We start from the raw sequence: 18,947 nt of genomic DNA on the forward strand, positions 1-18,947 counted from the left end.
AACCCTCACTAAGAAATCAGCTCATCAATATCCTCATCAGACAGACGTTTAAGGGCCCCCAAGGATTTAGCCAGATCCATGGCCAGTGAGGGTTTATGCTGCTGGGCGGCCAGCACCCGCTGGCAGAAGTCGCCCAACACCGGGGCTTCGAACAGGTCACTGATAGCCATTTCCACCGCACACTGTTCCCGCACCCGCACCAGCGTTTGCATGACCAGCAGGGAATGCCCACCCAGGTCGAAGAAGTGATCGCCGCGCCCCACTTGCGGCACCTGCAAGACCTCACGCCAGATCGCCGCGAGCTGTTCTTCCAGAGCGCCACGGGGCGCTTCGTAGGCGTTTTGCACGGCCTGCCAGGGGGCTGGCAGGGCCTTGCGGTCGAGTTTGCCATTGGCCGTCAGCGGCAACTCGGGCAACAACAGCCATTGCGCAGGCACCATATAGTCGGGCAACTGCGCTTTCAGCCAGGCCTTGAGTTCGTCGCGCAGGCGCGCCTGCTGGGCCGCCTCGGCGGCAATCAGCGATGGCTCGACCGGCACCAGGTAGGCCAGTAGTTGCTGGCCACCGACCCCGTCCGCCGCCACCACGACCGCCTCGCGTACGCCCGCGTGGCGTTGCAGCAGCGCCTGGATTTCCCCCAGTTCGATGCGAAAGCCACGGATTTTCACTTGCTGGTCAATGCGCCCCACATAGTCGATAGCACCTGGCCCGACGTAGCGCACCAGGTCGCCGGTGCGGTACAGCCGCGCCCCTGGGGTGCTGGCAAAAGGATCCGGGACAAAGCGTTCGGCGCTCAGCCCGGCGCGCTGATGATAACCGCGAGCCAGGCCGGCCTGGCCGATGTACAACTCACCGCAGCAGCCACGGGGCACCGGGTTGCCCGCGCCGTCCAGAACGTACCAGGTCATGTCCGCCAAAGCCTGGCCAATGGGGCTGGCGTGGTGCGACGCCAGGTCCTCCTGGGACAACGCGCGGTAGGTGACGTGCACCGTGGTCTCGGTAATGCCGTACATGTTGATCAAGCGTGGGGCGCGATCGCCGAAGCGTTCGAACCAGGGCCGCAAGCTGGCCACTTCCAGTGCTTCACCGCCAAAAATAACGTAGCGCAGCGCAAGCCCGGCACCCTCCTGCGGCGCCGCACAGGCCACCCGCATCAGTTGCCGAAACGCCGAGGGCGTCTGGTTCAGCACGGTCACCCGCTGCTGGGCCAGCAAGGCATAAAAGGCTTCAGGCGAACGGCTCACGTCATGGGGCACGATCAGCAACTGGCCGCCATGGAGCAACGCGCCGAAGATTTCCCAGACGGAAAAGTCGAACGCATAGGAGTGGAACAGCGTCCAGACATCGTCGGGGCCAAAGCGCAGGTGTGTGGCGCTGGCCTGGAACAGTCGCACGACGTTTTCCTGGGGCACCAAGGTGCCCTTGGGTTGCCCGGTAGAGCCCGAGGTGTAGATCACATAGGCCAAATTGCGCCCGTCGCCCAGGGGCTCGGGGTTGCTGTCGGGGTAGCTCGCCAGCTCCTCTGGCAGCCGGTCCAGGCATAGGCACGTCATGTGCGCCGGAACCGGCAAACGCTGCAACAGATGGGCCTGGGTCAACAGTAGGCGGCTGCCGCTGTCTTGCAGCAAATAAGCCAGGCGTTCGCTGGGGTAGTCCGGGTCCATGGGCACGTAGGCACCACCGGCCTTGAGAATCGCCAACAACCCCACCAGCATGTCCAGGCTGCGCTCGACCGCGAGCCCCACGCGCACCTCCGGGCCGACACCCTGTTCGCGTAAGCGATGGGCCAGGCGATTGGCGCGCACATTGAGCTGGGCGTAGCTGAGCCGCTGGTCACCCAGCCGTACTGCCGTGGCATGGGGCGTACGGGCCACCTGCGCCTCGATCAGCGCAGGCAAACCGGGCCCACGGCTGAAGGTTTGCCGCGCCGGATTCCAGTCGTCCAGGCTGCGCTGCAATTCGCCAGGGTGGTGCAGCGGCAACCGGCCGACACACGCATTGGCGTCGTCGGCCAAGGCCTCCAGCAGGTTGGCGAAGTGGCCGGCGACCTGGGCGATCGCCGCTTCCTGCCAGTGGCGCCGGTCGTAGCGATAGTGCACGGCCAGGCTGCCCTCCTGGCTGATCACCAGGGTCAGCGGGTAGTTGGTCTGGTCGTGGTAGCTGATATGGCTGAACAGCAGGCCGGCCGGCGCGGCCTCTTGCAGAGCCTGGGCGACCGGGTAGTTTTCGAACACCAACAGGCTGTCGAACAGTGCCTCCCCAGGCCGCCCGACCCAACGCTGGATGTCATACAGCGGGGTATGCTCATGCTCGCGCAGGGCCAGATTGTGCGCCTGAACTTCTTGCAGCAACGCCTGCACGGGTTGCTCGGGGCGCGGCGCGAGGCTGATCGGCAAGGTATTGATAAACAGCCCCAGTTGCTCCTCGACCCCCGCCAGTTCTGCTGGTCGGCCCGCCACGGTGGCACCGAAGGTCACTTGCGCCTGGCCGCTGTAACGCTGCAACAGCAACACCCAGGCGGCTTGCAGCAGGGTGTTGAGGGTCACCCGGGAGGCCCGCGCGAAGGCTTCCAGACGGGCGCTCTGGGCTTGGCTGAACGCCTGGTGCAAATCCCCATGGCCGCTGGCCACGGCGGCCTCGACCGGCTTTGGCAAGGCCAAGGCCAAGCGGGTCGGCTCGCTGAGGGCAGCCAGTTGGCGGGTCCAGAAGGCCTGGCTGACGCTACTGTCCTGGCGTTGTAACCAGCCGATGTAGTCGCGATAACGCCCACCGGCGGTGGCCGGCACCTGCCCGGCGTAGCGTTGCAGCACCTCGCCGAACAAACGCGAGTTGCTCCAGCCGTCCATCAGAATATGGTGAGCGGTGTAAATCAGGTGCCAGGCCTGCTCACCGGTGCGTACCAGCAGCAAACGCAGCAGCGGCCCGCGGCGCACATCGAAGCCGCTGTTGCGTTCGTCCAGGGCGCGCGCGCTGAGCGCCTCGCTGCAATGACCGCGCTGGCGCCAGTCGAGCACCTCCAGGGGCACCGGCAGTTGCCGGGCAATGGCTTGCAACGGTTGCGCTAGGCCCGTGATAAAGCTGGCGCGAAGCACCTCATGGCGATCCAGCACCGCCTGCCAGGCAGCGCGGAAACGCTCAACCTCCAGGCCCTGGATATCCACCCGCATCTGGTTGATGTAATCCCCCGGCTGGCGGCTGTCGAGGCTGTGGAACAGCATGCCTTGCTGCATGGGCGACAGCGGGTAGAGGTCGGCGAAGGTGCTGCTGTCGGCGAGGCTGTCGAGCTGCGCCTGATCGAGCCCGGCCAGGGGAAAGTCCGACGGGGACACGCCGCGGTGCTGCGGCTGGGCGCAGTGCTGCAGCAGCTCAAGCAAAGCCTGCTGATACGCCTGGGCCAGGCTGTCGATGGTCGCGGGGTCGTACATGGCGCGGCTGTAGGTCCACTCCAGGCGCAATTGGCCCTCGTGCACCTGGCCGTTGACGCTTAGCCAGTTGGCCAGCGGCGCCTCTTCACTTTGACTGGGCCCGGTGCCCTGGGTCGCGATGCTGAACAGCGGGGCATCGAGCGTATCGAACTGGCCAAGGTAATTGAAGGTGATCCGCGGGCTGGGCAACGCGGCCAGCTCAGCGCGCACCGCGCTGTCGCCCAGGTAACGCAGCACGCCATAGCCGAGGCCTTTATTGGGCGCCTGGCGCAGTTGCTCCTTGATCGCCTTGATCGACTCACCCAGGCCGCTGGCCGGCCGCAGGCAGACCGGGAACAAGCTGCTGAACCAACCTACGGTACGGCTCAGGTCGAGGTCGTCGAACAGGTCTTCACGGCCATGCCCTTCCAGTTGGATCAGCACCGACGGCTGCTGGCTCCACTGGCACAGCACCCGGGCCAGGGCGGTCAGCAAAAGGTCGTTGACCTGGGTGCGATAAGCCGCTGGCGCCGCTTTAAGCAGTTGTTCGGTGTGCTCGCGGCCCAGTTGGGTGCTGGCGTGGCCGGCCTCGGCCTGGGCGAGCGAAAGCACTGCGCGGTCGCGCGGCAGATCCGGGCTGGCGGTGGCCAGGGTGGTGCGCCAGTAATCCAGCTCAGCGGCCAACGGGGCACTGCTGGCATAGGTTTGCAGGCGCTCGGCCCAGGTATGAACCGGGGTGGTTTGCCCCGGCAATTGCACCGCCTGCCCCGCCATGGCCTGCTGACAGGCCAGTTGCAGGTCCTCCAGCAGCACGCGCCAGGACACCCCATCCACCACCAGGTGGTGGATCACCAATAACAACCGGTGTTGGCCATCGGCCAAATCCACCCACACTGCACGCAGCAGCGGGCCTTGCTCCAAGTCCAGGCTGCGCTGGGCGGCCAGGGCCAGTTCAGGCAGCTCGTCCAGGCTGGCCAGCGCGCGCCGCCACAACGGCAGGCTGGCGGCCGCTACGCACTCGGCGTGCCACGGCGAGCTGGGCTGGAAACGCAAACGCAAAGCGCTGTGCTGCTCGATCACTGCCGCCAGGGCCGTCGTCAGGTAGGCCTCGCTCAGGGGCTGACGCGGCGTCAGCAGCACGGCCTGGTTCCAGTGGTTGCGCTGGGGTATATCCAGCTCGAAAAAGCGCGCCTGGATCGGTAACAGCGGCACCCGCACGCTGGCTGCGTCGGCCGGCGCTGCCGGGGCCTTGGCCTGGATGACCTGGACCACGGCAGCCAACTGCTCGATGCTTTGTTTTTCGAAGAGTTGTTTAGGCGACAGTTTCAGGCCCTGGCGCTTGGCCCGGGCAATGATCTGCAAGCTGAGAATCGAATCGCCGCCCAGTTCGAAGAAGTTGTCGCTGCGCCCTACCCGCTCGACTTTAAGCACATCGGCCCAAATCGCTGCGAGCTGGCTTTCGATCTCGCCCTGGGGCGCCTCATAGCCCGCTGCCACAGCACCGGGCAACGGCAAGGCACGGCGGTCGAGCTTGCCGTTGGCGGTCAGGGGCAGGCGCTCCAACAGCAGGAGGTGAGCCGGCAGCGCGTGCTCCGGCAAACGTCGCGCAAGCGCCTCCAGCAAGGCCTGGGCACTGATGCCCGGCGCCGCCACGCAATAGCCCAGCAGTTGCAGACGCTGCGGGTCGCTGTCCAGGGGCACGGCCAACACCACCGCCTCGCGCACCCCGTCCAGCGCCCCCAGGGCCTGGCTGACCTCCGCAGGCTCGACGCGATAACCGCGAATTTTCACCTGGTCATCCGCCCGGCCAATGAACTCCACCTGGCCCTGGCTGATCCGCCCACGGTCGCCGCTGCGGTACAGCCGCTCCCCCTGGCGAGCTTCAGGGTCGGGCACGAAACGCTCGGCGGTGAGCGCCGGCTGGCCCACATAGCCCAGGGCAACTCCGGCGCCACCCAGGTACAACTGGCCGGCGACACGCTCGCTGACCGGGTTCAGGCTGTCGTCCAACAGCCGTACCCAGGTGTTGGCCAAAGGCTCGCCCACTGGCGCGCTGAGGCACCCAGGCAGGCGTTCGCCGACTTCGTGGGTGAGCAGCCCGACCGTGGTTTCGGTCGGGCCGTAGTGGTTGAATACCCGGCAAGCTGGTTGCAGGGCGCGGACCTGTTCCACCAAGCCCCACGGGCAGCTTTCCCCGCCCAGCAGCAATACGGCGTGGGGCACCACGGCGGCGCGGTCGGCGGCCTGCAACAAGCCCTGCAAGTGGCTGGGCACAATCTTCAACACGCCCACGCGGTGTTCAGCCATATAGGCCGCGAACTGGTCCGGGTCAAAGGCCAGAGCCTGGGGCAGCAGATGCAGCAAACGGCCGCTGGCCAATGCGCCGAACAGCACGGTGTGGCCCAAGTCAGCCGCCGTGGTGGACACCAGCGCCAGGCTGGCGTCGGCGGGCAGCTGCACGCGGTCGAGCAAGGCTTGGGTGTAGTTGGCCAGGGCCTGGTGGCTGACGCTTACGCCTTTGGGTTGGCCCGTGGAGCCCGAGGTATAAATGATGTACGCCGGCTGCTGCGGATACAGGGTCACGCGCAGTGCTTGCTCGCTGCCAGCGGCCCACAGCGCTTCGTTCCAGGCCAGGCACTGCGGGCTATCAGCGAGGCTGCCGAGGCTTTGTTCAGGGCTGTGAAGGAGCAAGGCGGCTTGGCTGTCCGCGACGATTTGCGCCAGCCGCTCGCTGGGTTGGCTGGGGTCGAGGGGCAGGTAAACGGCACCGATTTTCAAGGTCGCCAGCAGGCCGACCACCCACTCGATGGAGCGCGGCAGGCACAGCGCGACCACTTGCCCTGGGCGTACCCGCCCTTGCAGGTAGTGGGCTAAACGGTTGGCCTGGCGCTCCAGGCCTGGGTAGTCGAGCGACTGCTCGCCCGCAGCCAAGGTGGGCCCGCGCAAAGCCGGGGCCGGGCCCGCCAGGCGCAGGCCCTGTTGCCACAAGGCCAAGGCATCGTGGCAGGGAAAATCAGCCTCCACCGTTGCGGTGCGGGCGGCCACGCTGGGCGCCAGCCGTTGCAGTGGCTCACCGAGGGCCGTTGGCAGGCCCTGCAAAACGTCACGCAAGGCCTGGGCGATACGCTGGATGGTCGGTGCTTCGAACAGGTCGGTGGCATAGCTAAACACGGCTTCGATGGCGTTGCCATGGTCGGTAAAATCCAGCGCCAGGTCGAAGCGGGCGTCGGCCGTATCGATGGGGTAAGCCTCCACCGCCAGCGCCCCCAGGCCCTGCCCTTGGTAACTGCCCGCCACCTCATCGGCCACGTTCTGGTTGATCTTGACTTGAAACAGCGGGTTGCGGCTGAGGTCGCGCTCGGGTGCCAGGGCATCGACCAGGTGCTCGAACGGCAGGTCTTGGTGGGCCTGGGCGCCGGCCACCGTTTCTTTAACCTGAGCCAGCAACTGGCCGACGCTGGCTAACTCATCCACCTCAACGCGCAGCACCTGGGTGTTGATAAAGAAGCCAATCAGCCCTTCCAGCTCCTCGCGGTTACGCCCGGCATTGGGCGCGCCGACGCGGATGTCGGCCTGGCCGCTGTGCCGTGCCAGCACCACCGCCAGGGCCGTCAGCATCAACATAAACAGAGTGCAGCCTTCGCGCCGGGCCAGGGCTCGCAACGCCTCGGCCAATTGCGCAGGCAACTCGCAGGCCACACTGGCGCCGCGGTAGCTCGGCTGCGCCGGGCGCGGGTGGTCCAGGGGCAGTTGCAAAGCGTGTGGCTCATGCCCCAGGCGCTCGCTCCAGTAGGCCAACTGGCGCTGGTCTTCACCCGCTTCTAGCCAGCTGCGTTGCCATACCGCGTAGTCTGCATATTGGATCGGCAACGCTGGCAACGCTGCCGGCACGCCGCTGGCCTGGGCGGCATAGAGTTGGACGAACTCGCTGACCATCAACTTGCTCGACCAACCGTCGGAAACGATATGGTGCATGCACACTGTCAATAGCGCCTCTTCGCTGCCCAGGCGCAGCAAGCGCACCCGCAGCAAGGGCCCCTTGAGCAAATCGAAGGGCTCGCCCAAGGCTTGCCCGACCAGGGTTTGCAGGGTATCGGGACTGGCGTCGGGCACCTCGACGGATTCCAGGCGCACGGGCGAAGCAGTGTCTATCACTTGGTAATACTGCCCGTCCTCGGCCACGAAGCGCGTGCGCAGGGTTTCATGGCGCAGCACCAGTTGCTGCAAGGCGGCGTCTAACGCGGCTTCATCGATGGCCCCGCGCAGGCGCACGGCCATGGGCACGTTATAGAAAGCGCTGTCCGGCGCCATCTGCCAGAGAAACAACAGGCGTTGCTGGGCGTACGACAGCGGAATGCGGCCATCTTGCGGGCGCGCATTGACGATCGGCAGCAAGCGGAAGCTCTGGCCGCTGGCGCTCATTTTGTCGAGGATCTGCCGCCGCTGCTCGCGGTCGAGGCTGACGAACCGGCGGGCGATACGCTGGGCTGGGGTGTTTTCCATATCAAGCCTGCGCCATGTCGTTGATCATTTTTTCGATGTCGGACAAGCCGTCATCACTCAGGGACAAGCCGCTTTCTTCTACGGCCAGGGCAAAGTCGTTCAACTGGGGCCTCTCAAACAGTTGGCGCAACGGCAGGTCGATGCCGAGGCGGGAATTGATGCGGGAAATGGCCAGGGCCGCCAACAGCGACTGCCCACCCAATTCAAAGAAGTTGTCGTCCAGGCCCACCCGCTCCACCTTGAGCACTTGCGCCCAGACTTGCGCCAGTTGCGTTTGCAGGTCGGTTTGCGGGGCACGGTAGGCTGGGCCGTGGCGGTGGCCGTCGGGCAGTGGCAAGGCTTGGCGGTCGAGCTTGCCGTTGGGCGTCAGCGGCATGCGCTGCAGCACTACCACGTGGCTCGGCACCAGGTACTCGGCCAGGCGTTCGCGCAGCGCTTCGCGTAACCCAGCGCACCAGGCCGCCTGGGCGCTGGCTGGGGCGTCGACCAAGGCGGCGTCGCGGGGCACCAGGTAGGCCACCAATTGCTTGCCGGCCACGCCGTCGATGGCCAGCACGCGGGCTTCGGCGACACGGTCGTCGAGCTGCAGGCAGGCCTCGATTTCTCCTGGCTCGACTCGGTAGCCGCGGATCTTCACCTGGTGATCGCTGCGCCCGACGTATTCCAGTGCACCCTCGGCGCGGTAGCGCGCCAGGTCGCCGGTACGATACAAGCGCCCACCGCCGCTGGCGGCGAACGGGTCGGGAAGGAATTTCTCGGCGGTCAGGCCTGGGCGGCCCAGATACCCGCGGCTGAGCCCAGCCCCGGCCAGATACAGCTCGCCGGTGCAGCGGGCCGGCACTAACTGGCCGTCCAGGCCCAACAGATAAGCCGCACTGTTGGGCAATGGGCGCCCGATGGTGGCCTGGCCGCCAGGCTCACGCCGGGCCCAGGTGGAATAGGTGGTGTCCTCCGAAGGTCCATACAGGTCGTAGACGTGCTGCACCGCGCCGTGCTGGTACAAGCGCTCCACCAACGCCTGGGGCAAAGGCTCACCGGCCAGGTTGACGATGCGCAGCGACTCCGGCAACTGCCCGGCGTCGCAGAGTGCCTTGACCGCCGACGGCACGCTGTTGATCAGCCGCACGCGCCCCCGGGCGGGTAATTCCGGCAGTTGCAGGGCGTTGTCGGCCAAGATCACGTAGCCACCGCAGCTCAGGGTGACAAACAATTCCCACACCGAGAGATCGAAGCAAATCGAGGTCGAAGCCAGCACCCCGCAGAGGTCGTCGCGGCTGTAGCAGGTGCGCGCCCACGTGATCAGCGCGCTGGCGTTGCGTTGCTCGATCAGCACCCCCTTGGGCGCTCCGGTGGAGCCTGAGGTGTAGATGGTGTAGGCCAGGTTCGCCGGGCCACCGACGCAAGCCAGGTTGTCGTCGGGGTAGGCGGCGAAATCGAATTGGTCGAGCAGCAGCGGCGTGCAATTGAGGGTCTCGGGCAGGCGTTCGAGCAGGTCACTGTGGCTCAGCAGCAAGGCCGCTTGGCTGTCGTTGAGCATGTAAGCCAGGCGTTCACGCGGGTACGCCGGGTCCAACGGCACGTAGGCGCCGCCGGCTTTGAGCACGGCCAGCAGGCCCACCACCAGTTCGACATTGCGGGCCAGGGCGATGCCCACTTGCACATCCGGGCCCACGCCTAATTCACGCAGGCGCCGGGCCAACTGATTAGCGCGGCGGTTGAGGCTGGCATAGCTCACCTCTTGCTGGCCGTGGATCACCGCCAGCGCCTCGGGGGTTTTTCCGGCCTGGGCCTCGAACCATTGCTTGAGGCTCAGTTGCGCCTGCGCCAGCGGGGCTGGGCAAACATCATGCAGCAGCCATTGGCGCTCCTCGCTGGCGAGCATCGGCAATTCACCGATGGCGGCCTGGGGCGCCGCCGCCATGGCCAGCAACAACTGCGCAAAGTGCTCAGCCAAGCGCTCCACGGTGCTGGCCTGAAAGTGCTCGCGGTCGAAGCTGTAGTGCACCGCCAGGGTCTCGCCGAGGGTCACCGACAGGGTCAAAGGCAGGTGCGTTTGCTCTTGCTGCTGGATCTCGCTGAACACCAGGCCATGCTCAGCACCCTCTTGCAAAGCGGCAGCAATGGGGTAGTTCTCGAACACCAGTAAGGTGTCGAACAAGGCTTCGGCGTTGTGCCCTGCCCAGCCCTGGATATCCGCCAGCGGGCTGTGCTCATGCTCACGCAAGCGCAGGTTTTGCCCTTGCACCTGCTGCACCCACTGCGCCACGGGTTGCTGCGGCGAAGGCGCGGCGGCCACCGGCAGGGTGTTGATAAATAGGCCTAATTGCCCCTCGATGTGCGGCAACTGCGCCGGGCGCCCCGCCACCGTTGCGCCGAACGCCACGCCGCGTTGGCCGGTGTAGCGTTGCAACAGCAGCAGCCAGGCCGCCTGCACCAGCGAGTTGACAGTGACCCGCTGGCTGCGGGCGAACTCGGTCAGGCGCGCGGTCTGCGTGGCGCTCAAGCGCTGGTAGTGATCGCCATGGCCGTGGCCCTGCGCTTGCCCCTCGGGCTTGAGGGCCTGGGCCAAGCGCGTCGGCTGTTCCAGCAGCGCCAGTTGCTCGGCCCAGAAGGCCTGGTCTTGCTGCACATCCTGGCATTGCAGCCAAGCGATGTAATCGCGGTAGGCGCCGCGCCGTGGCGGCAACGCTTGCCCGGCATAGGCTTGCAGTACTTGCCCGAGCAGTTGGGTATTGCTCCAGCCGTCCAGCAGGATGTGGTGGCAGGTGTAGATCAGTTCGTGGCGGTCAGCGGCCAAGCGCATCAGGGTGACGCGCAGCAGCGGCTCGCCCGCCAGGTCGAAACCGCGCTCGCGGTCGGCGGCGGCCCAGGCAGCCAGAGCAGCGTCCGCCTGGTCCTGCTGGCGCCAGTCGAGCAGCTCGAACGGCAACGTCATGCGCCGCCGGATCAGCTGCATCGCGCCAGCCTCGGTGTCGATAAAGTTCGCCCGCAGTACCTCGTGATGGTCCACCACGCTTTGCCAGGCGGCTTGGAAGCGTGCCACGTCGAGGCCGCCGACGCTGGCGCGCAACTGGTTCACGTAGGCCGCACCCGACTGGGCGTAGCGTGAATGGAACAGCAGGCCCTGCTGCATTGGGGCCAACGGGTAGAGGTCGTCGAGCTTGCCCGGCGCCACCGGCAAGGCGTCCAACTGCGCCTGGTCGAGCGGGGCCAGGGGGAAATCCGATGGCGTACAACCGCCATTGCCTGGCGCGCAGCAATGCTCGATCAACGCCTGCAGCTCACGGCCGCAGGCATCGGCCAGGGCCTGCACCGTCTCGGGGTAAAGCACCTGGTCGCTGAACACCCAGCTCAGTTGCAGCTCGCCGGCGTACACCTGGCCGTTAATGCTGAGCAGGTCCAGCGGTGCATCGGCGTCCAGGGTGGCGGCGCCGCCATCGCCCAGGGGTTGGAACAGCGGATCAGCGCTGGCCAACCCTGGGTCGAACTGGCCCAGGTAGTTGAACACGATCTCGCCCTCAGGCATGGCGGCCAGGCGCTGCCGCCACTCGGGTTCGCCCAGGTAGCGCAGCACGCCGTAGCCAAGGCCTTTGCCGGGCACGCCGCGCAGTTGTTCCTTGACTCCCTTGAGGGTGCTGGCGAGGTCGTTCTGGTTGTGCAGATGCACCGGGTACAGGCTGGTGAACCAGCCCACGGTGCGAGTCAGGTCGAGTTCGCCGCCCAATTCTTCACGGCCATGCCCTTCCAGGCGCAACAACACCGAGCCCTGCCCGCTCCAGTGGCACAGGGTGCGCGTCACGGCGGTCAGCAACAGGTCGTTGATCTGCGTGCGGTAGGCCTGCGGGGCCTGTTGCAGCAAGCGTTGCGTGCTGCTGCGGTCGAGGCAGGTGCGGACCTGCGCGGTGTGGCGGGCCTGGCGCGCACCGTCGGGCAGATCCAGGGGCCAGGCGGTCGGTGCACCCCTGAGGTGCTGCTGCCAGTAGTCGAGCTCGGCGCGCAACGCCGGTTGTTGAGCGTAGTCGTGCAACTGCTGGGACCACGCCTGGAACGAATCGGTGCGGCTCGGCAGGCGCGGCGCCAAGCCCTGGGCCAAGGCTCGGTAAGCCGCCTGCAAGTCGTCCAAGAGGATGCGCCAAGACACGCCATCCACCGCCAAGTGATGGATCACCAGCAACAAACGCTGGCTGCCATCGGCGAGGTCGACCAACAACGCCCGCAGCAGGCGCCCCGCGCCTAGGTCAAGGCTGGCCTGGGCGCTAGCGGTCAAATCGGCGAGTTCACGGGCGTCGGCGGCGCGCTGGTGCCACAGGCTACAGGCGGGGGCCTGGGCCTGGAAACTCCCTTGCCACTGGCCATCGACTTCACGGAACGCCAGGCGCAGGGCATCGTGGTGGGCGCAGAGCAGGTCCAGGGCCTGTTGCAGTAGCTTGGGGTCGAGCGGATTGTGCGGCTGCACCAGCAATGACTGGTTCCAGTGGTTGCGTTGGGGTATGGCCTGGCTGAAGAAGTGCTGCTGAATGGGTGTCGGCCGTAGTACGCCCTGAACGGGCCGCTGGTCGACTGCGCGCTGCGGCCCGACCCCGGCCACCGAGGCCAAGCGGGCCACGGTCTGGTGTTCGAACAAGTCTTTCGGCGCCAGGGCCAAACCGACTTGGCGGGCGCGGCTGACCACTTGAATCGAGACAATGGAGTCGCCGCCCAATTCGAAGAAGTTATCGTGCCGCCCTACCCGCTCCAGCTTCAGCACATCGGCCCAAATCGCCGCCAGTTGCTGCTCCACTTCGCTACCGGGCGCCACGTACTCGGCCTGGGCGTCGCGGGCATCCGGCAGCGGCAGCGCTTTGCGGTCGAGTTTGCCGTTGGCGGTCACCGGCAGGCTGGCCAGGTTGAGCAGATGGCTGGGCACCATGTAGTCCGGCAGGCGCTGTTGCAGGTGCGCCTTGAGGCTGGCGCTGTCGGCGCCGCCCACCCAGTAGCCCACCAGTTGCTTGCCGGCCGGGCCGTCGATGTCCAGCACCACTGCTTCACGCACCTCGGCGTGTTCCAGCAGCCCGGCTTCGATTTCACCCAGCTCGATGCGCAGGCCACGGATTTTCACTTGGTGGTCCAGGCGCCCGGCGTATTCCAGTACGCCCTCGCCGCGATAACGGGCTAAATCACCACTGCGGTACAGGCGCCCGCCATGGCTGGCAAAAGGGTCCGGCACGAAGCGTTCGGCGGTCAGCGCCGCGCGCCGGTGGTAACCGCGCGCCAGGCCGATGCCGCCCAGGTACAGTTCGCCGTTGCAGCCGGGCGCGGCCACCTGTAGCTCGGCGTCGAGCACGTGGGTTTTGAGGTTGTCGATGGGCCGGCCGATGGGCACGCTGATGCGTTCTTGCGCCTGGCAGGTCCAATGGGTGACGTCGATGGCCGCTTCAGTGGGGCCGTACAGGTTGTACAGCGCCGTGGCGGGCCATTGCGCCTGGGCTTGTTGGGCCAGCTCGGCGGACAGCGCTTCGCCGCTGCAAACGATGCGGCGCAGGCCCTGGCAAGTGGCGCTCTCAGCATGGCCGACAAAGGCTTGCAGCATCGAGGGCACGAAATGCAGCGTGGTCACGGCGTAGCGCTGGATGCTCTCGACCAGGCGCTGCGGGTCGCGGTGTTCGCCCGGTTGGGCGATGGCCAGGCGGGCGCCGCTGAGCAGCGGCCAGAAAAACTCCCAGACCGACACGTCAAAGCTGAAGGGGGTCTTTTGCAGCACCGTGTCGCTGCCGTCCAGGGCGTAGGCTTTTTGCATCCAGTGCAGGCGGTTGACCAACGCTTGATGGCTGTTGCCGGCGCCTTTCGGGCGGCCGGTGGAGCCGGAGGTGTAGATCATATAGGCCAGGTTCAGCGGGCTGCTCAGGCACGCCAGGTCAGCCTCGCTGTAGGCCGCCAGCCAACCTTCAGGCTGGTCCAGGCACAGGGTTTGTAGCGCCGCGGGGGTCGGCAATTCAGCCAGCAGCGCCTGTTCGGTCAACAGCCATTGCACGCCGCTGTCGGCAAACAGATAGGCCAGCCGTTCGCGCGGGTAATCCGGGTCCAGCGGCACGTAGGCGGCACCGGCTTTGAGCACCGCCAGCAGGCCCACCACCAGCTCGATGCTGCGGTTCAGGGCCACGCCCACCAGGCTTTCCGGGCCTACGCCCTGCTCGCGCAGCTTGTGCGCCAAGCGGTTGGCCTGGGCGTTGAGGGCCTGGTAAGTGAGGCTGCGCTCGCCGAACATTAAGGCGGTGCGCTCAGGGGTGGCGCGGGCTTGCTGCTCGATCAGTTGGTGCAGGCAAAGGTTAGGGAAATCCGCAGCGGTGGCGTTCCAGCCCTGGACGATCTGCGCGCGCTCGGCGCTGGCCAGCAGGGGCAGTTCGGTGAGGCGTTGCTCGGGGTTGGCGACGACACTGTGCAGCAGATTACGCCAGTGCCCGGCCAGGCGTTCGATGGTGGCGGGGTCGAACAGGTCGGTGGCGTAGCTCAGGCTAGCGCTCAAGCCGCCGGCCTGCTCTAGGGTTTCCAGGCTGAGGTCGAACTGGGTATGGCTGGCGTCCCAGGCCTGGGGCGTAAGGCTCAGCCCTGGCACCGGCGCCAGCGCGTTAGCGCCCTGGGCGTGGTGGTTATAAAGGGCCTGGAACAACGGCGTATGGTTGAGGTGACGCACCGGCGCCAGCGCCTCGACCAATTGCTCGAACGGCAGGTCTTGATGGGCCTGGGCCTCTAGCGCCGTGTGCTGCTGTTGTTGCAGCAACTGGGCGAACGTCTCGACCTGGGTGAAATCGGCCTTGAGCACCTGCGTGTTGACGAAGAAGCCGATCAGGCCTTCGGTTTCCAGGCGATTACGGTTGGCCACCGGCACGCCGAGGCGGATGTCGCGTTGGCCACTGTAGCGCTGCAACAGGCTGGCGAACGAGGCCAGCAGCAGCACGAATAGGGTTACGCCCTGGCGCCGGGCCAAGTCGTGCAAAGCGCTGCTCAGAGCACCCGGCAGTTCGAACTTCAATTGCCCGCCGCGGGCACTGCGCAGCATCGGCCGGGGCCGGTCGGTGGGCAATTGCAGCAGCGGTTGTTCACCGCCCAACTGTGCCTGCCAGTAGTCGAGTTGGCGTTGCCGCTCACCCGCTTCCATCCACTGGCGCTGCCACAACGCATAATCACCGTATTGGATCGCCAGCGCCGGCCGCTGCAGGGCCAGGCCCTGGCTAAAGGCGGCATAGCCCTGGCTTAACTCTTCGACGATGATCGGCAGCGACCAACCGTCGGCAATGATGTGGTGCAGGGTCAGCACCAGTACCTGTTCGTCTGCAGCCACCTGCAACAGGGCCACGCGCACCAGCGGCCCCTGCTGAAGATCGAACGGGCGCTCGACCTGGCGGTTGACCCAGGCGCGCAGGCGTTCGTCCTGGCCTGCGCCGGCCGCCAACGCCTCGACCTCGATGGGTACCGCCAGCGCCGCGTGTACCTGCTGCAACGGCTGCTCGGCCGGCTGTTCGAAGGTGGTGCGCAAGCTTTCGTGACGTTCGAGCATGGCATCGACACTGGCTTGCAGCGCCGGCAGATCCAGCGGCCCGCGCACGCGCAAGGCCTGGGCAATGTTGTAAGCCGCACTGAGCGGCTGCATCTGCCACAGCACCCACTGGCGCTGCTGTGCGTAAGACAAGGCAAAGCGTTCGCCGCGCGGCTGGGGTAGCAAGGCCGGGGCCTGGCTGGCGCTGCCCGAACGGGCAGCGGCGATAAAACTGCCAAGGTCACGGGCGGCGAACAGGCTGCGCAGCGGCAGTTCCAGGTGCAACTGCTGACGCACCCGGGAAATCACCTGGGTGGCCAGCAACGAATGCCCGCCCAGCTCGAAGAAGTTGTCGTCCAAGCCCACCCGCTCGACCTTCAGCACCTGCGCCCAAATAGCGGCCACGGCGCACTCCAGCTCACCGACCGGTGGCCGATAGTGGCGCGGGTCCCGGCTTGGGCTAACCTGGGGCAGCGCCTTGCGGTCGAGCTTGCCATTGGGCGTCAGCGGCAGCCGTTCAAGTAGAACCACCTGGCTGGGCACCATGTAATCCGGCAATTGCGCCTGCAAATGGGCCCGCAAAGCCTCTCGCAGGCTATTGCGCGGGGCTTCCTCAGCCTGCGCCAGCAACGCCAGCTCGGCCGGCACCACGTACGCCAGCAATTGCGCTCCTGCAGGCCCTTGCACGTCCACCACCACGGCCTGGCGGACGGCGGCGTGGGCAGCGAGGGCGGCTTCGATTTCGCCCAACTCGATGCGAAAACCCCGAATCTTCACTTGCTGGTCGATCCGGCCGACATAGCTGATCTGCCCTCGCGCATCGAACCGAGCCAGGTCGCCACTGCGGTACAGGCGCGCCCCTGGCTGCGCGGCGAAGGGGTCAGGGAGGAAGCGTTCGGCGGTCAGCCCGGGGCGGTTCAAATAACCGCGCGCCAGGCCAGCCCCGGCAATCAGCAATTCCCCGGCGACGCCCACGGCCGCCGGTTGGCCGTAGCCGTCGGCGATGTAAATCGCGGTGTTGCCGATCGGCCGCCCCAAGGCCACCGGGGTGCCCGCAGGCAGTGCCTGAATGGCCGACCAGATGGTGGTTTCGGTCGGCCCGTAGAGGTTCCACAAGCTGCCGCCCTGCTCCACCAGGTCGTGCGCCAGGTCGGCGGGCAAGGCTTCGCCACCGCACAGCAGGGTTTTGCCCTGGAATGTGCCGGCCGGCGCCTGCTCCAGCAGCATGCGCCAACTGGACGGGGTCGCCTGGATCACATTGACCTCGGCGGCCTCGATCAACTCGAGCAGGGCCTGCGGGTCGCGATGGTCGCCGCCCGGCACCAGCACCACACGGGCGCCACAGAGCAGCGGCAAGTACAGCTCCAACCCAGCGATATCGAACGACAGCGAGGTCAGCGCCAGCATACGGTCGCCGGCGCGCAGCCCGGGCGCTTCGGCCATGCTGGCAAGGAAGTTGTTCAAACCAGCATGGCGCACCGCAACGCCCTTGGGCCGGCCGGTGGAACCAGAGGTGTAGATGACATACGCCAGGTGCTCGGCGCTGGCTGACACCGGCGGGTTATCCGTAGGGTAGCTGCTCAGGTCGAGGGCGGCATGGTCCAGGCTCACACAGGCGGTGCCACGGGGCAGCGTTAGCTGCGCCAAGGTCGCCTGGTGGCCCAGCAGCAAGGGTGCGGCGCAGTCTTCGAGCATGTAAGCCAGGCGCTCGGCGGGGAATTCGGGGTCCAGCGGCACGTAAGCGCCACCGGCCTTGAGCACGGCCAGCAAGGCCACCAACATGGCGGTGCCACGCGGCAGAGCGATGCCCACCAACACTTCCGGGCCCACCGCGCGTTCGCGCAAGTACCAGGCCAACTGGTTAGCCCGGTGGTTGAGTTCGCCATAGCTCAGGGTCTGCCCGGCGAACACCAGCGCCACGGCATTGGGGTTACGCGCGACCTGGGCTTCGAATAAGTGCGGCATGGCCAGGCTGGCGGGCACATCGAGCTGGGTGCGGTTCCAGTCGACGAGCAGCTGCTGGCGTTGCGCTTGGTCGCACATCGGCAAATCCGCCAGGCGCGCGCTGGGCTGATCGACAAAGGCCTGTAGCAGGTTCAGCCAGTGCCCCGCCAGGCGCTCGATGGTCGGCGCGGCGAACAGTTGGGTGGCGTAGGTGAAGGCGCCGTACAACTGGCCGCCTTGTTCGTGGGTGTCCAGGGTCAGGTCGAATTGGGCAATACGGCTTTGCCGTGCCAGGGAGGCGATGCTCAGCCCGGTCTGGCTGCGCAACTGAGCGGCGTCGGTGACGTCGGCCTGGTGGTTGAACATCACCTGGAACACTGGGCTGTGGCTCAGGCTACGGTCCAGGTCGAGGGCTTCGACCAATTGTTCGAAAGGCAGGTCCTGATGGCTTTGCGCATCCAGGGCGGTGCGTTTCAACTGCTGCAACAGCTGGGCGACGTCGGCCAGCGGGTCCAGACTGCTGTGCAGGACCTGGGTGTTGATAAAGCAACCAATCAGCCCTTCGACTTCGCCACGATGACGGTTGCCGATGGGCACCCCGACCCGGATCGTCTGGCGCCCGCTATAACGCCACAGCAGGACTTTGAACGCCGCCAACAGTACGGTGAACAGGCTGACATTGTGTGCCCTGGCCAGCTCGCGCAAGCCCTGGGCCAACGCCGCGTCGATGGGCACTTCCAGGCGCTCGCCAACATAGTTGGGTTGCAGCGGCCGCGGGTGGTCCGCCGGCAATTGCAGCGGTGCGTGATCGTCACCCAGCTGGGCGCGCCAATAGGCCAACTGCCGGACCTGCTCGCCCGCTTCCAGCCAACTGCGCTGCCACAGCCCGTAGTCACGATATTGAATGGGCAAGGGCGCCAGCCCCACCTCGCGCCCGGCGCAAGCGCCTTCATAAAACGCCATGAATTCGCCGATAAGCAAGTTCAACGACCAGCCATCAGCAACGCTGTGGTGCAGGACCAGGCTCAACGCATGCTGCTCGGGCCCCAGGTGCAGCAGACGCACCCTAAGCAAGGGCCCGACCGCCAAGTCGAACGCTGCCAGGGCGTTTTCTTCGATCAATGCACCGCTGCGCTCGGCTTGGGCATCGGCCGCCAGGCCGCTGAGGTCGATGCGCTCGATGCGCACCGCGGCAGGCTCGCTGACCACTTGCTCGACCGCGTCGGGGCCTTCGTGGAAGTGGGTGCGCAAGGTTTCGTGGCGCGCCACTAACTGGTCAAAGGCCTGCTGCAACGCCTTCAGGTTCAGCGGGCCCTCAAGGCGCACCGCCAGGGGCAGGTTGTAGGCAGCGCTGAGGGGGTCGAGCTGCCAGAGAAACCACATGCGCCGCTGCGCATAGGACAGCCCGTTACGTTGGTCGCTGGCTACCGCCGACGGAATCGGCAGCAGTGAAAAATCGACACCCTCAGCCTGCAGGCCCTGCAGAAACAAACGACGTTTCTCCAGGGGGAGCAGGATGAAACGGCTGGCGAGTTTCAGTGCGTCTTCGGCGTTCATGCGGGGTGTCCTTAGTGATCGGCAGC

General features: G+C 66.4%; 2 protein-coding genes. Both read right to left on the minus strand.

The window, feature by feature from the left end; translation table 11 throughout:
• Positions 1 to 8: 8 nt before the first annotated feature.
• A complete protein-coding gene (locus tag QCL65_RS17260) occupies positions 9 to 7,907 on the minus strand; it encodes an amino acid adenylation domain-containing protein (protein ID WP_407310824.1) in 7,899 nt (2,632 codons plus the stop codon).
• Between the two features lies 1 nt (position 7,908).
• A complete protein-coding gene (locus tag QCL65_RS17265; protein WP_407310826.1) occupies positions 7,909 to 18,921 on the minus strand; it encodes an amino acid adenylation domain-containing protein in 11,013 nt (3,670 codons plus the stop codon).
• Between the last annotated feature and the right edge of the window lie 26 nt (positions 18,922 to 18,947).

Origin of the sequence: Pseudomonas sp. nanlin1 (assembly GCF_045571515.1) — a bacterium.
GTDB lineage: Bacteria > Pseudomonadota > Gammaproteobacteria > Pseudomonadales > Pseudomonadaceae > Aquipseudomonas.

Excerpts from the sequence above, each read along its gene's own strand:
- QCL65_RS17260 (WP_407310824.1), bottom strand. The coding sequence starts at position 7,907 with ATGGAAAACACCCCAGCCCAGCGTATCGCCCGCCGGTTCGTCAGCCTC.
- QCL65_RS17265 (WP_407310826.1), bottom strand. The coding sequence starts at position 18,921 with ATGAACGCCGAAGACGCACTGAAACTCGCCAGCCGTTTCATCCTGCTC.